This is a genomic window from Psychrobacillus psychrotolerans, assembly GCF_900115805.1.
GTDB classification, from domain to species: Bacteria; Bacillota; Bacilli; order Bacillales_A; family Planococcaceae; genus Psychrobacillus; species Psychrobacillus psychrotolerans.
On sequence record NZ_FOXU01000001.1, the window covers coordinates 869333 to 886064 of the forward strand.

At 36.4% G+C, this 16732-nt stretch carries 18 protein-coding genes; 6 read left to right on the forward strand and 12 right to left on the reverse strand.

What is annotated here, in order from left to right; translation table 11 throughout:
- Positions 1-227 precede the first annotated feature (227 nt).
- The 7 genes from BM260_RS04580 to BM260_RS04610 form a co-directional block, all read right to left on the reverse strand.
- Complete coding sequence (locus tag BM260_RS04580; protein WP_245762638.1) at positions 228-1043, reverse strand: polysaccharide deacetylase family protein; 816 nt, start codon at positions 1041-1043, stop codon at positions 228-230.
- Positions 1044-1130: 87 nt separating this feature from the next.
- The gene (locus BM260_RS04585; RefSeq protein WP_093535424.1) at positions 1131-1742 is read right to left on the reverse strand and encodes an MEDS domain-containing protein; all 612 of its coding nucleotides are present in this window, start codon (positions 1740-1742) and stop codon (positions 1131-1133) included.
- Between the two features lie 166 nt (positions 1743-1908).
- Positions 1909-3321 (reverse strand): dihydrolipoyl dehydrogenase, encoded by a 1413-nt coding sequence (gene lpdA, locus BM260_RS04590; RefSeq protein WP_093535426.1) that lies wholly within the window; start codon positions 3319-3321, stop codon positions 1909-1911.
- Positions 3322-3324: 3 nt separating this feature from the next.
- Entirely contained in the window at positions 3325-4686 is a 1362-nt protein-coding gene (locus BM260_RS04595; protein WP_093535428.1) for a dihydrolipoamide acetyltransferase family protein, read from the reverse strand.
- 31 nt (positions 4687-4717) lie between these two features.
- Entirely contained in the window at positions 4718-5695 is a 978-nt protein-coding gene (locus BM260_RS04600; RefSeq protein ID WP_093535430.1) for an alpha-ketoacid dehydrogenase subunit beta, read from the reverse strand.
- 3 nt (positions 5696-5698) lie between these two features.
- On the reverse strand, positions 5699-6811 hold the full coding sequence (pdhA, locus tag BM260_RS04605) for a pyruvate dehydrogenase (acetyl-transferring) E1 component subunit alpha (RefSeq protein ID WP_093535432.1): 1113 nt from the start codon (positions 6809-6811) through the stop codon (positions 5699-5701).
- Positions 6812-7044: 233 nt separating this feature from the next.
- Positions 7045-7692 carry a YkyA family protein gene (locus tag BM260_RS04610; protein ID WP_175496186.1) on the reverse strand — a complete coding sequence of 216 codons (648 nt, stop codon included), beginning with the start codon at positions 7690-7692 and terminating at the stop codon, positions 7045-7047.
- A 135-nt stretch (positions 7693-7827) separates the two neighbouring features.
- Between BM260_RS04610 and def the strand changes: the two genes are divergently transcribed.
- Entirely contained in the window at positions 7828-8385 is a 558-nt protein-coding gene (gene def / locus BM260_RS04615) for a peptide deformylase (RefSeq protein ID WP_093535436.1), read from the forward strand.
- Positions 8386-8541: 156 nt separating this feature from the next.
- Here def and BM260_RS04620 read toward each other — a convergent pair whose 3' ends face one another.
- Together BM260_RS04620 and BM260_RS04625 are read right to left on the reverse strand one after the other, a co-directional pair.
- Entirely contained in the window at positions 8542-9468 is a 927-nt protein-coding gene (locus BM260_RS04620) for a carbohydrate kinase family protein (RefSeq protein ID WP_093535438.1), read from the reverse strand.
- Between the two features lie 12 nt (positions 9469-9480).
- A complete protein-coding gene (locus tag BM260_RS04625; RefSeq protein ID WP_093535440.1) occupies positions 9481-10254 on the reverse strand; it encodes a Cof-type HAD-IIB family hydrolase in 774 nt (257 codons plus the stop codon).
- 142 nt (positions 10255-10396) lie between these two features.
- On the opposite strand from BM260_RS04625, the gene BM260_RS18755 reads away from it, so the two are divergent.
- The 4 genes from BM260_RS18755 (at position 10397) to BM260_RS04640 (ending at position 13303) form a co-directional block, all read left to right on the forward strand.
- Positions 10397-10525 (forward strand): hypothetical protein, encoded by a 129-nt coding sequence (locus tag BM260_RS18755; protein WP_281249737.1) that lies wholly within the window; start codon positions 10397-10399, stop codon positions 10523-10525.
- A 152-nt stretch (positions 10526-10677) separates the two neighbouring features.
- Positions 10678-10887, forward strand: coding sequence for a DNA-dependent RNA polymerase subunit epsilon (locus BM260_RS04630; protein WP_093535442.1), 210 nt, complete (start codon positions 10678-10680; stop codon positions 10885-10887).
- A gap of 3 nt (positions 10888-10890) precedes the next feature.
- Positions 10891-12558 (forward strand): ribonuclease J1, encoded by a 1668-nt coding sequence (gene rnjA / locus BM260_RS04635; RefSeq protein WP_093535444.1) that lies wholly within the window; start codon positions 10891-10893, stop codon positions 12556-12558.
- An 85-nt stretch (positions 12559-12643) separates the two neighbouring features.
- A complete protein-coding gene (locus BM260_RS04640) occupies positions 12644-13303 on the forward strand; it encodes a LysE family transporter (protein WP_407691698.1) in 660 nt (219 codons plus the stop codon).
- Here the strand turns inward: BM260_RS04640 and BM260_RS04645 are convergent.
- From BM260_RS04645 to BM260_RS04655, 3 genes are all read right to left on the reverse strand, one after another.
- On the reverse strand, positions 13300-14637 hold the full coding sequence (locus tag BM260_RS04645) for an amino acid permease (protein WP_093535448.1): 1338 nt from the start codon (positions 14635-14637) through the stop codon (positions 13300-13302). The two genes, BM260_RS04640 and BM260_RS04645, sit on opposite strands and share 4 nt — an antisense overlap.
- A gap of 166 nt (positions 14638-14803) precedes the next feature.
- Positions 14804-15463 carry a potassium channel family protein gene (locus BM260_RS04650; RefSeq protein ID WP_093535450.1) on the reverse strand — a complete coding sequence of 220 codons (660 nt, stop codon included), beginning with the start codon at positions 15461-15463 and terminating at the stop codon, positions 14804-14806.
- 74 nt (positions 15464-15537) lie between these two features.
- Positions 15538-15987, reverse strand: a complete 450-nt coding sequence (locus BM260_RS04655) for a thioredoxin domain-containing protein (RefSeq protein ID WP_093535452.1) — start codon at positions 15985-15987, stop codon at positions 15538-15540.
- A gap of 182 nt (positions 15988-16169) precedes the next feature.
- Here BM260_RS04655 and BM260_RS04660 point away from each other — a divergent pair, with 182 nt between their 5' ends.
- Positions 16170-16715 carry a helix-turn-helix domain-containing protein gene (locus tag BM260_RS04660; RefSeq protein ID WP_093535454.1) on the forward strand — a complete coding sequence of 182 codons (546 nt, stop codon included), beginning with the start codon at positions 16170-16172 and terminating at the stop codon, positions 16713-16715.
- Positions 16716-16732: the final 17 nt, after the last annotated feature.

A 16732-nucleotide genomic window follows, 5' to 3' on the forward strand; every position in this document is an offset into this window, starting at 1 on the left:
ATACACTGTCTATTAATATAACCAGACATAAATACGCAGGATCTTTAAGTACAAAACCTGTTTAATGCGTTCCCGATTTGGACAAGCTTCCCCAGTAACCAAAGGACGTTTGTCTGTACTTCGCCCTCCTGGAAGTCTTAAAACAGGTAAGTGATTTTAGAATAATAGAGAATAGCTACTTTCTTATTCATAAAGGAAGACCTTTGGATTATCCAAAGGTCTTTAGATTATTGTATTCCTTTAATTGTTTTTGGATCAATTAAATCGTATCCATTTGCACGAAGACCCTCCACAATACCTCGTAATGCCTGTGCAGTCCATTCCCGATCATGCATTAACAAATTAGCTCCGTCTGTCAAATATTCCGTGTTCACCATAATATCCGTCAAACTAGCAGCATCCCGATATTGTTTTTCCCAATCATATCCATATGTCCAGTTCATTAAAAGCATACCCTCTTGCTTAACAAGGCTCTTACTAAAATCTGTATTAATCCCAAAAGGCGCTCGGAAGAACTTCGGTTTTTCGCCAATTACAGCTTCTACTGTCTCATTTACTTTTATAATTTCTTCTTTTTGCTGCTCCTCAGAGCTCTCTTTTAAATTTACATGTGTTTGCGTATGATTTCCAATAGAGAATCCCATATCGTAAATTGCTTTTAAGTTATTCTTTTCATCATCTGTGTCTAGAAAATGACCATTTACGAAAAATATAGCCGGTGCATTTAACTCTTTCAACGTTTTTGCCATTTCTACTGCGTATTTTTCAGGAGCATCATCGATTGTAAGCAAAACTGCTTTGGGATTGGCATCTTCAATTGGTTTGAATGTCCAATTTGCCTCATTTAGCTCGTATAGTGTTTCAGTTTCTTGGATCACTACTTCTTCTTCTACAACCTCTTCCACTTCTTCTACTACAGGTTCTTGAGATACTGTAGTAGTCTCATTACTTTCTTTTACTGTTTTAGGCTTTTCATCTCCGTCACTACATGCAGAAAGTCCAAGTAACATTACTGCTGATATCATCCAAGTTGTATGTTTCAATATAATCACCCAGTCCCTTCCTCTATATTTTAACAGGCAAACTAGATTGATAGTAGTTAAAAAGAAAACACACTAAAGAGGATTTCCTTAGAGTGTTTTCGAAGACTGATATTGTTCAGAGATTATGAAGTCGTCATCCAATAGAACATAAGGATGTGTTTCCATCAAACTATTTTTGAGAAAGTCTGGCATTTTCTCTCCTTCATATGCACAGATTAAGGGAAAGGAAAGTGAATTTACCGCTTCATCTACTATTTCCTCAAGATCTTTTATAAGATGTAGCGGCTCTTCCATGCTAGCCCACTCGACATGTGCCCATGCGCGAAAAGAAAGTTTATTTTCCACATAAGACTGTATTGTTTTACTAAAATACTCTGCGATTGAGGGAGGATGATAACTTCCACTTGACCAATAGAAATCCATACTATTTACATAATGAATTAACTCTAATTGTTCTTTTGTTAAACGTGCGTTTAATTCTTTTTGAATAACAGGGTAAAGACGAGAGTTCTCTATAAGAACCACGTAATCACCTGCTACGATACCGTCTTCAATATAATTCAATAACTGTGAAGTGTAATTTTCTAATCCACGGTACTTATACAAAATATGAAGATGATCATCTCTATGATTTTCAAGCACTTCACTCATATTTACTATTACTTTTCTTCTTACAATACTTTTAGAGTTTTCAAGCATATGTATCACCCCTTTATTATTCATTCGACGGATTTCCCCAATTTCCTTCATTACTATTCAAATATAGAAAGTCATATTAACTTTAACAGAAGAATTTCTTTCCACAATAAAAACAATAGACCTGCCGCAAAAGCGAACAAGTCTATTGTTAAACTTAAGTTAGAAGTTATTTAGATAGAATATGAATTGGATGACCCATAACTACTTCTGCAGCTTCCATCGCAATTTCACCTAAAGTTGGGTGAGCATGAATAGTCATTGCAATATCTTCAACAGTCATTCCCGCTTCAATTGCTAAACCAAGTTCAGCGATCATATCTGAAGCACCTTGACCTACGATTTGAGCTCCAAGTAATAAACCATCTTCTTTACGTGAAACTAGTTTTACGAAACCATCTGTAGCGTTTAAAGCTAGTGCACGACCATTTGCTCCAAATGGGAATTTCCCTGCAGCAACGTCATATCCTTGCTCTTTCGCTTGTGCTTCATTAAGACCCACTGTAGCCATTTCAGGATCTGTAAAACAAACAGCAGGAATTGCTAGGTAATCTACAACAGATGTTTGCCCAGCGATTGCTTCTGCAGCTACTTTTCCTTCGTATGATGCTTTATGTGCAAGCTGAGGACCAGCAACAATATCACCAATAGCGTAAATATTAGAAATGCTTGTACGACATTGTTTGTCAACCTCTAATAATCCACGTTCAGCGAATTTAATGCCAATTTCCTCCAGACCCATTTCATCCGTATTTGGACGACGACCTACAGTAACTAGAACGTAATCAGCTTCAACTTTTTTCTCTTCTCCGCCAACTTCATAAGTTACTACTACGCCAGTATCTGACTCTTCCACACCTTTTGCAGATGCTTTAACAGCTATTTCCACGCCTTTTTTCTTCAAGCCTTTTTTAACAATAGTTGTCATTTGTTTTTCGAAGCCAGCAAGAATATCATCGCCACCTTCAACAATCGTAACTTTTGAACCTAAGTTAGCAAATGCTGAACCTAGTTCTGTACCGATATATCCTCCACCAATTACAACTAAGTTTTCTGGAATTTCAGGTAAACTTAATGCACTAGTAGAGTTTAAAACACGTTTAGAGTATTTAAAAGTTGGAATTTCAACAGGACGAGATCCTGTTGCAATAATTGCATTTTTAAATGTATATGTTTGCGCAGATTTTTCATCCATTACACGTACAGTATTAGCATCAACAAAATAAGCTTCGCCCATAACTACTTCGACATTGTTTCCTTTTAATAATCCAGAAACACCGCTAGTCAGTTTTTTTACTACACTGTCTTTAAAAGCTTGTGATTTAGAAAAATCGATTTTTACATCTGTAGCTGTAATTCCCATATCATCAGCATGTTTTGCTTGTTCAAAACGGTGACCAACAGAGATTAATGCTTTAGAAGGAATACATCCTACGTTTAAGCAAACTCCTCCGATATGTTCTTTTTCCACAACTACGACTTTTTGTCCTGTTTGTGCTGCACGAATTGCTGCAACATATCCACCAGGGCCTGAACCTATTACAAGTGTATCTGTTTCGATTGGGAAATCTCCTACTACCATTTTTTACGCCTCCATTAATAATAATTCTGGACTGCTAAGCAAACGCTTCATGTGATTCAACGCATGTTGAGCAGTCGCACCATCGATCATTCGGTGATCAAAGCTCAATGATAATGCTAACACAGGTGCAGCCACAATTTCACTATTTTTTATTACTGGTTTCTCTGAAATTCGACCAATTCCTAAAATAGCGACTTCTGGATGGTTGATAACTGGAGTGAACCATTGTCCACCCGCGGACCCGATATTTGTAATAGAACAAGATGCACCTTTCATTTCGGCAGCAGCAAGTTTACCATCACGCGCTTTTCCTGCTAGTGCATTAATTTCATCTGAAATTGCGAAAACCGACTTACGATCAGCATTTTTGATAACCGGAACTAATAGACCTTTATCCGTATCAGCTGCAATACCTATATTGAAGTAATGTTTTTGGATTACCTCGTTTGTTTCATCATCATAAGATGTGTTTAACGCAGGGAATTCTCTTAAAGTACTTACTAAAGCCTTAACTACATAAGGTAAATATGTTAACTTAATATTTTTTTCAGCAGCAATTTCTTTAAATTTCTTACGATGTGCAACAAGTTCAGTAACATCCACTTCATCCATTAACGTTACATGTGGAGCTGTATGTTTAGAATGTACCATTGCTTTAGCGATTGCTTTACGCATCGGTGAAAGTTTTTCTCTAGTTTCAGGGAATTCACCTTCAAATGTAACTGGTGCTGAAGGTTTAGTTGGTTGTTTAGCTTCTGCATTAGTAGTTGTTTCAGCTTTTTCTTCCACTGCAGTAGGCTGATCTCCGGATAAGAAAGTTTCAATGTCTTCTTTTAAAACGCGGCCATTTTTACCTGAACCCGTTACATCCGAAATACTTACATCGTTTTCACGTGCAAACTTGCGAACTGAAGGCATAGCAATAACGCGTGTATCACCTTTTGGTTGTTCTTTAGGTGTTGTCGTCACTTTCTCCGCTGAAGCTTCAACATTTTTTGCAGGAGTTTCAACTTTTTCTTTGTCTACTGATTGGCCATCTTCAGCAGTTGCTTGAACTTGCGCTTCTGTTTTTTCTTCTGCTTTTTCCTCATCACTATGATCGCCTTTAAATTTAAGGTCTTCATAACCAGGAGCATCAAGCTTAATAAGCACATCTCCAACGATAGCTACTGTTCCTTCACTTACAAGAACTTCTGTAACTTTCCCTTTTACAGGAGATGGAATTTCTACAACCGCTTTATCATTTTGCACTTCGCATAAAATATCGTCCTCTTGTACCTCATCGCCCGCTTTTACAAACCACTTAACAATTTCACCTTCATGTATACCCTCACCGATATCTGGTAATCGAAATTCAAATGACAATTTATTCACCCTTTCTATAGCAGATTTTAAATTAGAATGTTAAAACTTTTTTAGCTGTATTTACTATATCCGTAGCATTCGGTAACCAAACCGTTTCTGCTTGAGAGAATGGGAAAACAGTGTCTGGAGCAGTTACTCGTAATACTGGAGCTTCTAAACTTAAAATAGCACGCTCTGTAATTTCTGCTACAATGTTTGCCGCAATCCCTGCTTGTTTTTGTGCTTCTTGAACAACCATTGCACGATTCGTTTTTTCTACAGAAGCAATAATTGTTTCGATATCCAAAGGTTGAACTGTACGTAAATCGATTACTTCTACAGAGTGCCCTTCTTTTTCAAGTTCTTCTGCTGCCTTCAAGCTTTCGTGTACCATTGCACCGTAAGCAATAATTGTTAAATCTGTACCCTCACGTTTAACATCAGCTTTTCCAAGAGGAATTGTATATTCTTCTTCCGGTACTTCTCCACGGAATGAACGATATAATTTCATATGCTCAAGGAAAATTACTGGATCATTATCACGAATTGCAGAGATTAATAGTCCTTTTGCATCGTATGGAGTAGAAGGAATAACCACTTTTACACCTGGTGTTGAAGTCATAAGAAGCTCTAAACTATCAGCATGCATTTCTGGTGTATGAACTCCTCCACCGAATGGAGAACGGATTGTAACAGGTGCATTAAATGCTCCCCCTGTACGGAAACGCATACGAGCTAGCTGACCAGCTATAGAATCCATTACTTCAAAAACAAATCCAAAGAATTGAATTTCTGGAACAGGACGGAACCCTTGTAGGGAAAGACCTACGGCAAGACCACCAATACCTGACTCAGCAAGTGGTGTATCAAATACACGATCTTCTCCGAATTCTTTTTGTAATCCTTCAGTTGCACGGAAAACTCCGCCGTTAACGCCTACGTCTTCACCGAAGACTAGAACGTTTTCATCATTTTTAAGCTCAGTACGGAGTGCATCCGTAATTGCTTGAATCATCGTCATTTGTGCCATCGGTTACTTCGACTCCTTCTCAGTGTAGTAAGCTAATTGCTCATCTAAGTTATATGGATTTTCTTCATACATAATATTGATAAGGTCCGTTACTTTTTGTTTTGGTGCTGCATCTGCTTTCTTAACAGCCTCTTTAATTTCTTCTTTTGCTTTTTCAATTACTTCTGCTTCTTTTTCTTCACTCCAGATACCTTTTGTTTCCAGGTATTTACGGAAACGAACTAATGGATCTTTCTTTTCCCATTCAGAATCAGTTTCTGAAGTACGGTAACGAGTCGGATCATCGCCAGCCATCGTATGAGGACCGTAACGATAACATACTGTTTCAATAAGACTAGGTCCGTCACCTTTAATGGCACGTTCTCTAGCATCTTTCGTAGCAGCATAAACAGCAAGTGGATCCATGCCATCAACTAGAACACTAGGAATACCAGCCGCAATTCCTTTTTGTGCAATTGTTTTAGCAGATGTTTGTAGTTCGCGAGGGGTAGAAATCGCAAATTGGTTGTTCTGAACGATAAACACTGCAGGAACACGGAATGCTCCAGCAAAGTTAATACCTTCATAGAAGTCCCCTTGTGATGATCCACCGTCACCCGTATAAGTAATGGCGATTGCTTTTTTACCACGTTTTTGCATACCAAGTGCAACACCAGCCGCTTGGATAAATTGAGCACCAATAATTATTTGTGGTGGGAAAACATTTACACCTTCAGGAATTTGGTTCCCCATAAAATGCCCACGTGAGAATAGAAACGCTTGCCATAAAGGTAAGCCATGCCAAACTATTTGAGGTACATCACGATATCCAGGTAAGATAAAATCATCTTTTTCTAAAGCATATTGAGAAGCTAGTTGAGAAGCTTCTTGACCCGCTGTTGGAGCATAGAAGCCTAAACGTCCTTGTCTATTTAAAGAGATAGAGCGTTGATCTAAAATACGTGTATAAACCATACGACTCATCAACTCTACTAGTTCCTCGTCAGATAAGTTAGGATTTGCTTTTTCGTTTACAATTTCCCCTTCTTCATTTAAAATCTGAAACATTTCAAACTTTTCTTCGATTTCATGAAGCGTTTTCATAGGGTCTAACTGCGCTGGTTTGTTTGCAACCATTATTACATCTCTCCTTTTCTTCTGTATTAAAATTATTATTTAATTATAGTAGTACAACAACATTTCCTTTTCAGTATACTCAAGAATAAATCCAGGGTCAATCATATGAAACCCATGTATTTAATTGTCGGAATATTAGAACTTATATAACCTGTACTACTACTAAATTATGTCTGTACTATATCAGATTGCTATATTTATATAAAAAAGCAGCTCTGCGTAGAGCTGCTTTTTTATTTTCCATCTTTCTGTAACGAAGTTAAGACTTCTTCCTTCACTTCATTTACCCTTGCTGTTGCTTCATTAAACTTTTCAACGGATTTTTTCACTACTTCATTGTGCATGTTTACATCTTGAACCTGTGCTTGAATGACAGTTATATCTGCAGATTCATCTATTAACATATTATATAAATTTTGTTGCAGATCAGCTAACTCATTATAGTTAGTCGTTACTTCTTCATATGCTGTAATACGTTCTTCCAATGAAGTCTCCATTTTTTTTAAAGTTTCTTTCTCCGAAGCTTCCTTGGTTTCTGAAATAAGTGTATTAATTTTTTTAATATCCTCAGTAGTAGCGTTTATCGATGCAGCTTCCTTTTCTACTAAAGTTAATCTAGTTTCTAATAGAGTTGCCGTATCTTCCACCATTGTAGTAAGTTCTTCCTTTTGATCTTTAGTCAGTTCCATCATTTTCTGAAAGTTTGCCTGTTCTTTGGATTCTGTTTCTGCTAGTTCTTTTTGTACATCTCTATAATCGGCTTCTTGATCGTAAATTTCCGTTAAGATGTTAGATAACTTTTCTTCTGTCGACTCCCCAAAGTTACAGCCGGCAAGTAGTAATATACTACTTAAAATGAGTACAAATTTGTTTATTTTCATCATGTAACCTCCTATACCCATTCAACTATAATTGTATTAACTATTAAATTCAACTGACGAATAGGCTGTTTTTTGTTTAGTATACAGACAAATTTCGCTATAATAGATATATGAACATTGAAAGGACGATTAAAAATGATTTTAATGAATGATATTGTCAGAGATGGTCATCCATCTTTACGTACAAAAACAGAAGATCTTATCTTCCCATTATCACAAGAAGATATAATTCTTGCCAATGATTTACTGGAATATGTTATTAACAGCCAAGACGATGAAATGGTTGAAAAATATAAAATACGACCAGGAATTGGAATTGCTGCTCCACAGGTAAATGCTAACAAAAGAATGTTCGCACTTCACTTAGAAGATGAAAACGATCTAGAAGTAAGCTTCGTAGCAGTTAACCCCAAAATAATTAGTCACTCCGTAGAAAGAACGTATATTTCTGCTGGAGAAGGTTGCTTATCTGTAGATGAAGTAATCGAAGGATATGTGCCAAGATATGCACGCATTACCGCGACAGGTTTTTACCCAGATGGAACTCCATTTAAAAAACGCTTAAAAGGATTAGCAGCTATTGCTTTCCAACATGAACTCGATCATTTAAATGGTATCATGTTTTATGATCACATCAACAAAGAAAATCCATATGCTCCGATTCCAGATTCGGTACCTTATGAACGAGTTTAAACTTTTACACAAAACGCCGGTCCTACGTATGTAGAACCGGCGTTTTAGTTATCGTATTCAAGTTTTTAATTTGTCGTTTGTAGTAGTGATATGATGGCTATTCGAGACTTTTTATTTGTAATTGCACCAACTATAACCACCATTTTGCACTCTCCATTATTGTAAGTCTTTCAATCTTGGCATAGCAGATAATGCACCAGGTTTAGTGGCACAGATCCCACCTAACCTATTACTAAATGCGATGTAACGTATCCAGTCCTCTTTTGTGGAAGGATGCCCCTCCAAATATATCTTTGAAAGAATGCCTGCGACAAAAGCATCTCCAGCACCAGTCGTATCAACTGGTATTACTTTTTCTACCGGAACATGTACTACTTCCCCGTGAAGCACCGCATAAGTCCCCTCTGCACCAATAGTAATAAGTAAAGCCTCGATATTATATTGCTGCATAGATTTGATACCATCTTCTATAGATGTCGTTTCCGTTAAAAAGAATAATTCTTCCTCTGTTAACTTCAATATATCAACCATGTTAAAAAAGGAAGAGATGGTTTCTCTACAACTCTCTTCACTACTCCAACGTAATGGTCTAATGTTAGCATCAAAAGAAATAAGTACATTTGACTTTTTCATATTCTCTACAATTTTTCTAGTTGTCCCAAGAGCTATAGGATGAAATAGGGTACCAGAACAAAAATGAAAAACAGATGTTTCATGAATTATCTCGTTCTTAATAGCGGAAAAGTCTACTTGGATGTCAGGGGTAACATCAACATAACGTTCAAAATGACGTTCATTGTTCTCCAAGAGATGTACATATACACCGCTAACCTCTTTTTCGGGAACTATTTGCGAAAAGGATAGATCTACTCCCTCCTCTGCTAATTCATTTCTAACAAATTCAGATGTTTCATTTTCTCCGGTTACAGTTATGAACGAAGATGCTGCTCCGAGTCGTGCTACTCCTGCAGCAACATTAACGGTCGCACCACCTAAAAACTTTGTGAATCGACTATTGCTTTGATCTTCTGCAATATAATCGACAAATGCATCTCCATAAATGAGGACAAACTTTTTGGACATCTAGTAAACTCCTTAAATTAACCTTAATTTTTTCATTGCGTTGGAAAGCCCACTCTCTGATACATGATCCGTAACAAAGGTAGCATGTTCCCTTAACTCTTCGACACAGTTCCCCATTGCGACACTTGTCCCAGCGAACTGAAGCATTTCTATATCATTTAGGCCATCACCGAAAGCTATCGCATCTTCGGGTCCTCTTCCAATATGTTTTAACAAAAGATCCATCCCTTTAGCCTTTGAAATCCCTTTAGGAAGAACATCACAGGAAACACGGTGCCAGCGGACAAATTTTAAATTTGGAAAAGCTTGTTCATATTCCTTTTGTTCCTCTAAACTGCAAAAGATAAGCGCTTGATGAATATCATTCGTCAAATAGAAATCCTCTGCATAACGCGGGAAATTTATTTTCAGTGTAGATATACTATCGAATACATCTTGGTGATCTGGAAAGCTAGAAACCATTTCATCACTGTCCATATACACAACTGGTTGCTTTCTTTTGTTCGCAAACTCCGTTAGTCGGGCCAACTCTTCCCTCTCAACAATCCCTTTATGTAATACTTCTCCTCTGAACTGAACAATTTGGCCATTATAACAAACAAACGAATCTATTTTCAATCGATCTAAAACAGCTTGAGCAGTAAAAGGAGAGCGTCCAGTCGATATGACAATTTCATGTCCATTATCTCTGGCCTTTTGAAGTGACTCTTCTACTCCATCGGGAATATTTTTATCATGGTCTAAAATCGTTCCATCAATATCAAAAAATAAAATTTTGTTTTTCATAAAAATCCTCCATTCTAAAATGCGAATTATTTGACTTTTCAGTCATAATCCTTTACACATTTCACTCTTGCGTATATAATACTCTATAAGGAGTGAATAGCCATGTTGAAACGCCTGAAAAGGAAATGGTTGAGACGGCTCGGTGGAATGCTTAGAAACAAAACGATTGCTTAAAGTAGGCTTCAATCCTCAGTTTTTCACTACAGGATTAATAGTTTTAACATTTGACCGCTTACGTAAATTTAATCTCCCGCTAACGCCAAAGTTTTAGGACAAGGCTTAAAATCGGGATATTACACTACTCGTAACGCAGGTAAAATACTTTTGCCCTCTAAAATGGAGGGCTTTTCTTTATTTTAAATAAGTGTCATGATAATATAAAGAGAATTGATTTATTTTGAACGTGAAAAAGGAGAGTATAAAATGATTTTTAAAGTTTATTATCAAGAGAATGTACTAGAAGTACCAGTTCGCGAAAACACACAATGTTTATATGTAGAGGCTGAAACTGAGCGCGAAGTTCGTGCGCTATTAATAGACCGCAAATATAATATCGAATTAATTCAGTTGCTTGAAGGTAATCATTTAGAGTACGAACAAGCCGGCGAGAATTACAAAGTAGAGAAGATTTAATATATGAAATTTGTAAAAAATGACCAAACTGCGGTTTTCGCCCTCGGCGGACTAGGCGAAATCGGCAAAAACACATATGGCGTTCAATTCCAAGATGAAATAATATTAATCGATGCTGGTATTAAATTCCCAGAGGATGATTTACTCGGCATTGATTATGTAATTCCTGATTACACTTATTTAGTAAAAAATGTGGACAAGATTAAAGGACTCTTTATCACTCACGGTCACGAAGATCATATCGGTGGTATTCCCTATCTTTTAAAACAAATTAATGTACCCGTTTACGGAGGAAAGCTTGCCCTTGGTTTATTAAGAAATAAATTAGAAGAGCATGGCTTACTACGCCAAACAAAAATGATCGTTATTCAAGAAGAAGATGTTATCAAGTTCAGAAAAACTTCTGTAAGTTTCTATCGTACAACACATAGTATTCCAGATGCATTTGGGATAGTGGTAAAAACACCACCCGGCAATATTGTGCATACGGGTGACTTTAAATTTGATTTCACACCTGTAGGTGAACCAGCTAACTTAACAAAAATGGCTGAAATCGGAAAAGATGGAGTGCTATGCTTACTATCAGATAGTACAAATGCAGAAATCCCTAATTTTACAATGTCAGAGCGTAAAGTCGGAGAAAGCATGGATTCTATTTTCCGTAAGGTAGATGGTCGTATTATCTTCGCTACTTTTGCATCTAATATTCATAGACTTCAACAAGTAACCGACGCAGCTGTTCTTCATGGACGTAAAATTGCTGTCTTTGGTCGAAGCATGGATAATGCTATGACAATCGGTCGTGAACTAGGTTATATTACAGCTCCAAAAGAAACGTTTGTGGATGTAAGCGCATTGAACCGATTACCAGCAAACGAAGTGCTTATACTTTGTACAGGTAGTCAAGGGGAACCGATGGCAGCATTATCTCGTATCGCAAACGGTACACATCGACAAATTCAAATTCAACCTGGAGATACAGTAGTATTTTCTTCTTCACCTATCCCTGGAAATAGAGCAAGTGTCAATCGTACGATTAACTTACTATTCCGTGCGGGAGCAGAAGTAATCCACGGTTCATTAAATAATATTCACACATCTGGGCATGGTTCACAAGAAGAGAATAAGCTTATGCTTCGTCTAATGAAGCCTAAGTTCTTCATGCCGATTCACGGAGAGTATCGAATGCTGAAGATTCATACTGAATTAGCAGTAGATTGCGATGTAGATCCGGATAATACCTTTATTATGGAAAACGGAGAAGTACTTGCCTTGAGTGCTGATGAGGCACATGTTGCTGGCCGAATTCCTTCTGGCGATATTTATATTGACGGAAGTGGAATTGGAGATATTGGTAATATAGTTCTTCGTGATCGTCGTGTCTTATCAGAGGAAGGCTTAGTTATTGTTGTAGTAAGTGCTGATATGGAGAAGAAAAAAATTGTATCAGGTCCTGATATTATCTCTCGTGGTTTCGTTTATATGCGTGAATCAGGAACAATGATTAATGAGGCACAACAAATGTTGAATAAACATTTACGATACACTATTCAAAGTAAAGAGACTGAATGGTCTGAACTAAAAAATGAAATTATAGACGTTCTAAGTCCTTATTTATATGAAAAGACGAAACGTCGTCCAATGATACTTCCGATTATTATGGAAGTATAAGTAATAACCTCAGAATCTAAAATTCTGAGGTTATTTTTTTTACCTAAAAGTTAGTTGTACATGTTCCCTCTTTTGAATATCATACATGGATATCATTCCAATGGAGGCGGCATCTAGTATGAACTCAATATTTACTTATATTTTTTTAGGTATATCCTTAGCGGCACCAGTGGGACCTGTCAATGCGGCACAATTAAATACAGGTATAAAGAACGGATTCTTTCATGCATGGATTTTTGGCTTTGGTGCTTTGTTGGCTGATATTTTATATATGGTGTTAGTCTATTTTGGAGTGGGACAATTTGTTGATTCTCCATATATCAAAATATTTCTAAGGTCCTTTGGATGCTTTGTTCTAATTTACACCGGGATAGAAAGTCTACTAACGCTCCATAAGATTAAGTTAAATTACCATAAAGAAAAAAGAATTAGATTTAGACAGTCATTATCTTCAGGATTTCTTTTGGCTTTGCTAAACCCTTTAAGCATTCTTTTCTGGTTAGGAATATTTGGTTCAGTACTAGCTGAAGCCTCTCAACAAATTACGGATAGTCAACTCATTTTATATTGCTTTGCAATTATTGGGGGTATTATTTTATGGGATACTTTTACGGCTTTCCTATCTAGTGGTGCACGGAAGTTTCTTTCCAATAAATTTTTAGTGATCATTTCTATCATTTCCTCTTTGTCCATGCTTGGTTTCGGAATTTATTTTGGCATTCAAGCTTATCAATTACTTTTTTAAACCTCTTCTTTTTTCCACTTTTTGCGTAAAAATAATACGATGATCGCGATAATTGATAGGAATATGAGGCTGATGAAGAAACCTGGTCGACTAGTTGAATGAAAAAGCGCCCCACTGACAGCTGCCGAAACAAGAATAATACCGATTACTCTTTTTACTTTATCAGCTTTCGTTGTGTCCACTAGCCTGTGATACATAGCTAAGATAAACAGCCAATTATAAAGCAACATCAATGCGGCTGCAGTAGTTATATACTGATAAACTTTATCTGGTAGCAACAAGGAAGTAACTATCGAAAGAATAAGACCTACAGAAGTTAGAGCTATTGCTGGTAAAGGCGTCTTAAACTTCTTTTTCGTTTGCTTACTAAATATGGCTGGTGCATCCCCCTCTTCAGATAAGGTAGTAAGGATTGTCGTTACTGAGAATAGGGACGCTGACATAGTTGAAAAACCCGCAATTATAATAGCAGCTGTAAAAACATGAGGGAAAAAATCCAGATTAAAACCGGATAATGCTGTAACAAATGGGCTCTTGTCATCCTTATATTTAGTATATGGCATTAATAATAACGCCAAAATAAGAGACGTGACATAGATTATACCAAGTAATCCTAACATGACCTTACCCGATTTTGGTGCATCTTCTTTCTTTTTCAGATAAATAGCCATGACACCCATTACTTCAATTCCACCGTGTGCATAAAATGCAAATAGAAGAGCACTCCAAAAACCTAAAATTCCTTTCGGAAAGAAACCTTCTAATGTACTTGGAATATTATCTTTAGGGTTGCCATCTATTACTCCAGTCAATGCCAAAACTGCAATTATGATGAACATAAAAATAGCAGCAATTTTCATCACTGCGAATACACTTTCTAGTTTTCCAAATGCCTTTGCTCCTATGAATAACACTAACAATCCGCAAATTGCATAAATTAATGCAAATATCCATAGAGCTACTTTTGGAAACCAAAGTTTGGTTAACAGAGATATCGCTGTCAATTGACTACCAATGATCAATATTTCGGAACACCAGTAAACCCACCCACTACTAAATCCCGCCCAACGTCCATAAGCTTTTTTGGCATAAGTTCGAAATGATCCTTTTTGTGGATCATTCGCTGACATTTTAGCAAGTGCCTCAAACACAATATAGGTAGCACAAGCTGCCATAGTGAAAGCCAATATAACCGAAGGACCAGTCATTTGGATGGCTATGCTAGAAGCTAAGAAAAATCCTGTGCCAATAATACATCCTACTCCGATAAGAGATAGTTGCCACCATGCTAAGTGACCATCTTCCTTATTGGTACTAACCGGTTTTTTGGACATTTCACACCTCCTCGTAAACCTAGTATTTCACGAGAAATAGTAATTATGAGTTCGGTTTACACTTGGAGAATGATTTCTTTGGGTTATATATTAGTTCACTAATACATAAAGAGACTGTTTATGACATGAGTCACAAACAGTCTCTTTTATAAAACTGATATTTTTCTTAAGATAATACTTTCTTTTCAAAACGTATAATATCTACGTCCGCTCCAATAATGATTAATACATCATTAAGTATTAAATTTTCATCGGCCTGTGGAGAAACTATAATATTATTTCCTCGTTTAATCGCCACAATATTGATGCCATATTTTGCACGGATATCTAAATCAATAAGTGATTTACTTGCTATTTTCTCATTGACTCTTATTTCCATAATAGAATGTTCATCAGAAAGTTCAAGATAGTCTAATACATTGTTGGAAAGAATATTGTTTGCAATTCTAATACCCATATCTCTTTCAGGATGTACTACCTGATCTGCTCCAATTTTTCTTAACACCTTTTCATGGTAATCATTTTGTGCTTTGACTGTAATTTTCTTTACGCCAATCTCTTTTAGCATTAAAGTAGTCAAAATACTAGATTGAATGTCGTCTCCAATAGCTACAATAACATGTTCAAAGTTTCGAATACCCAATGATTTCAGCACAGCTTCGTCTGTTGTATCAGCAACTACCGCCTGAGTGGCGATGGTCGCAAACTCATCTACACGTTCAGATGCTATATCAATTGCCATAACATCTGCTCCTTGATCAATCAGCTCTCTGACAATACTACCACCGAATCTACCTAAACCGACTACAACAAATTCTTTGTGCATCCTAAATGCCCCCTACATATCTAATGCGATAAGTTTAACATATCCAATCCTTTAATTGATAGGGGATTTAATCATTATTTTATGTTTTCATTTATAAGCATAAGCAGCCTTTTTTCTAACATCATCATCCCTTTTTCGCCTGCTTGCATATGCCTTAATAGTCCTTTCTTATCAAACAAATAAAAAGATGGAACTACTCGATTTTGAAATTGATTAGTCACGATTAGTTCATGATCCAAATAGATAGAATCCTTCATCCTTCCTCGTTGAATTGCATCTAGAATAGGCTTCTCGAATAAGTCATCTCTAGATCTTGGCATATGAATCCCTACTACATGAAAGTTTTCCTTATATTTTTCTTTCCACAATCTAATGTTATTATATGCTCCTCCACATAATGAACAACTCACTGACCAAAAGTAAACTAGGACGGGCTTTTCCCCTATTAGTCTGTCATTGTTTATCTGTCCATTTATCCATCTCGTATCCATTGGAAATGACGGTAATTTAGTACGTAGCTTCACTGCCTAGATCCCTTCTTTCTTTCAGCATTCATTAGTATATGCATTCTTCAAAAATAGCGTTTGTTCTGTTTAAGAAAAAAATTTTGATATTCCTCAAATAAATTGTTAAAGTAAACTTTAAGTTGTGTTAAAATAAACTTTGTCTGAAAAATACTAGTTTATTTCCGAAGGAGCCTAAAAATATGCAAATCGGGAAAAAAATTAAACAGTTGCGCTTAAAAAAAGGTCTGACACAAGAAGAATTAGGTGAAAGAACCGATTTAAGTAAAGGTTTTATATCTCAATTGGAAAGAGATATAAACTCTCCTTCTATCGAAACGTTGTTTTCAATCTTAAACGTCCTAGGTTCCAAGCCAAAAGATTTTTTTGATGACGATGATCATTCTCGCACGAAAGTGTACTACCCGAAAGAAGAACAGACTATTTACTTGGATGATGAAAAAAAGTACAAGCTTCATTGGCTAATTTCAGAATCCAATGAAAATGAAATGGAGCCAGTACTAATTTCATTGGATATTGGGGGACAATTTAAACAATTCGAACCTTCTCTTTCCGAGACTTTCATATACGTGCTACAAGGGAAAGTGACACTCACTATAGGTAAACAAAACTATATAGCTACAGCTGGTGAATCACTTTATTTTGATGCTTCTGATAATCATCTTCTACAAAATGCAGCGGAAGAAATTTCAAAGGTAATCTATGTCGTTAACAATTCTTATTTGTAAGATACTTAAATAACAAT

Excerpts from the sequence above, each read along its gene's own strand:
- def (WP_093535436.1), top strand. The coding sequence starts at position 7,828 with ATGATTTTAATGAATGATATTGTCAGAGATGGTCATCCATCTTTACGT.
- BM260_RS04650 (WP_093535450.1), bottom strand. The coding sequence starts at position 15,463 with ATGCACAAAGAATTTGTTGTAGTCGGTTTAGGTAGATTCGGTGGTAGT.
- BM260_RS04660 (WP_093535454.1), top strand. The coding sequence starts at position 16,170 with ATGCAAATCGGGAAAAAAATTAAACAGTTGCGCTTAAAAAAAGGTCTG.
- rnjA (WP_093535444.1), top strand. The coding sequence starts at position 10,891 with ATGAAATTTGTAAAAAATGACCAAACTGCGGTTTTCGCCCTCGGCGGA.
- BM260_RS04625 (WP_093535440.1), bottom strand. The coding sequence starts at position 10,254 with ATGAAAAACAAAATTTTATTTTTTGATATTGATGGAACGATTTTAGAC.
- BM260_RS04640 (WP_407691698.1), top strand. The coding sequence starts at position 12,644 with ATGGATATCATTCCAATGGAGGCGGCATCTAGTATGAACTCAATATTT.
- lpdA (WP_093535426.1), bottom strand. The coding sequence starts at position 3,321 with ATGGTAGTAGGAGATTTCCCAATCGAAACAGATACACTTGTAATAGGT.
- BM260_RS04600 (WP_093535430.1), bottom strand. The coding sequence starts at position 5,695 with ATGGCACAAATGACGATGATTCAAGCAATTACGGATGCACTCCGTACT.
- BM260_RS04610 (WP_175496186.1), bottom strand. The coding sequence starts at position 7,692 with ATGAAAATAAACAAATTTGTACTCATTTTAAGTAGTATATTACTACTT.
- BM260_RS04585 (WP_093535424.1), bottom strand. The coding sequence starts at position 1,742 with ATGCTTGAAAACTCTAAAAGTATTGTAAGAAGAAAAGTAATAGTAAAT.
- pdhA (WP_093535432.1), bottom strand. The coding sequence starts at position 6,811 with ATGGTTGCAAACAAACCAGCGCAGTTAGACCCTATGAAAACGCTTCAT.
- BM260_RS04645 (WP_093535448.1), bottom strand. The coding sequence starts at position 14,637 with ATGTCCAAAAAACCGGTTAGTACCAATAAGGAAGATGGTCACTTAGCA.
- BM260_RS04620 (WP_093535438.1), bottom strand. The coding sequence starts at position 9,468 with ATGTCCAAAAAGTTTGTCCTCATTTATGGAGATGCATTTGTCGATTAT.
- BM260_RS04630 (WP_093535442.1), top strand. The coding sequence starts at position 10,678 with ATGATTTTTAAAGTTTATTATCAAGAGAATGTACTAGAAGTACCAGTT.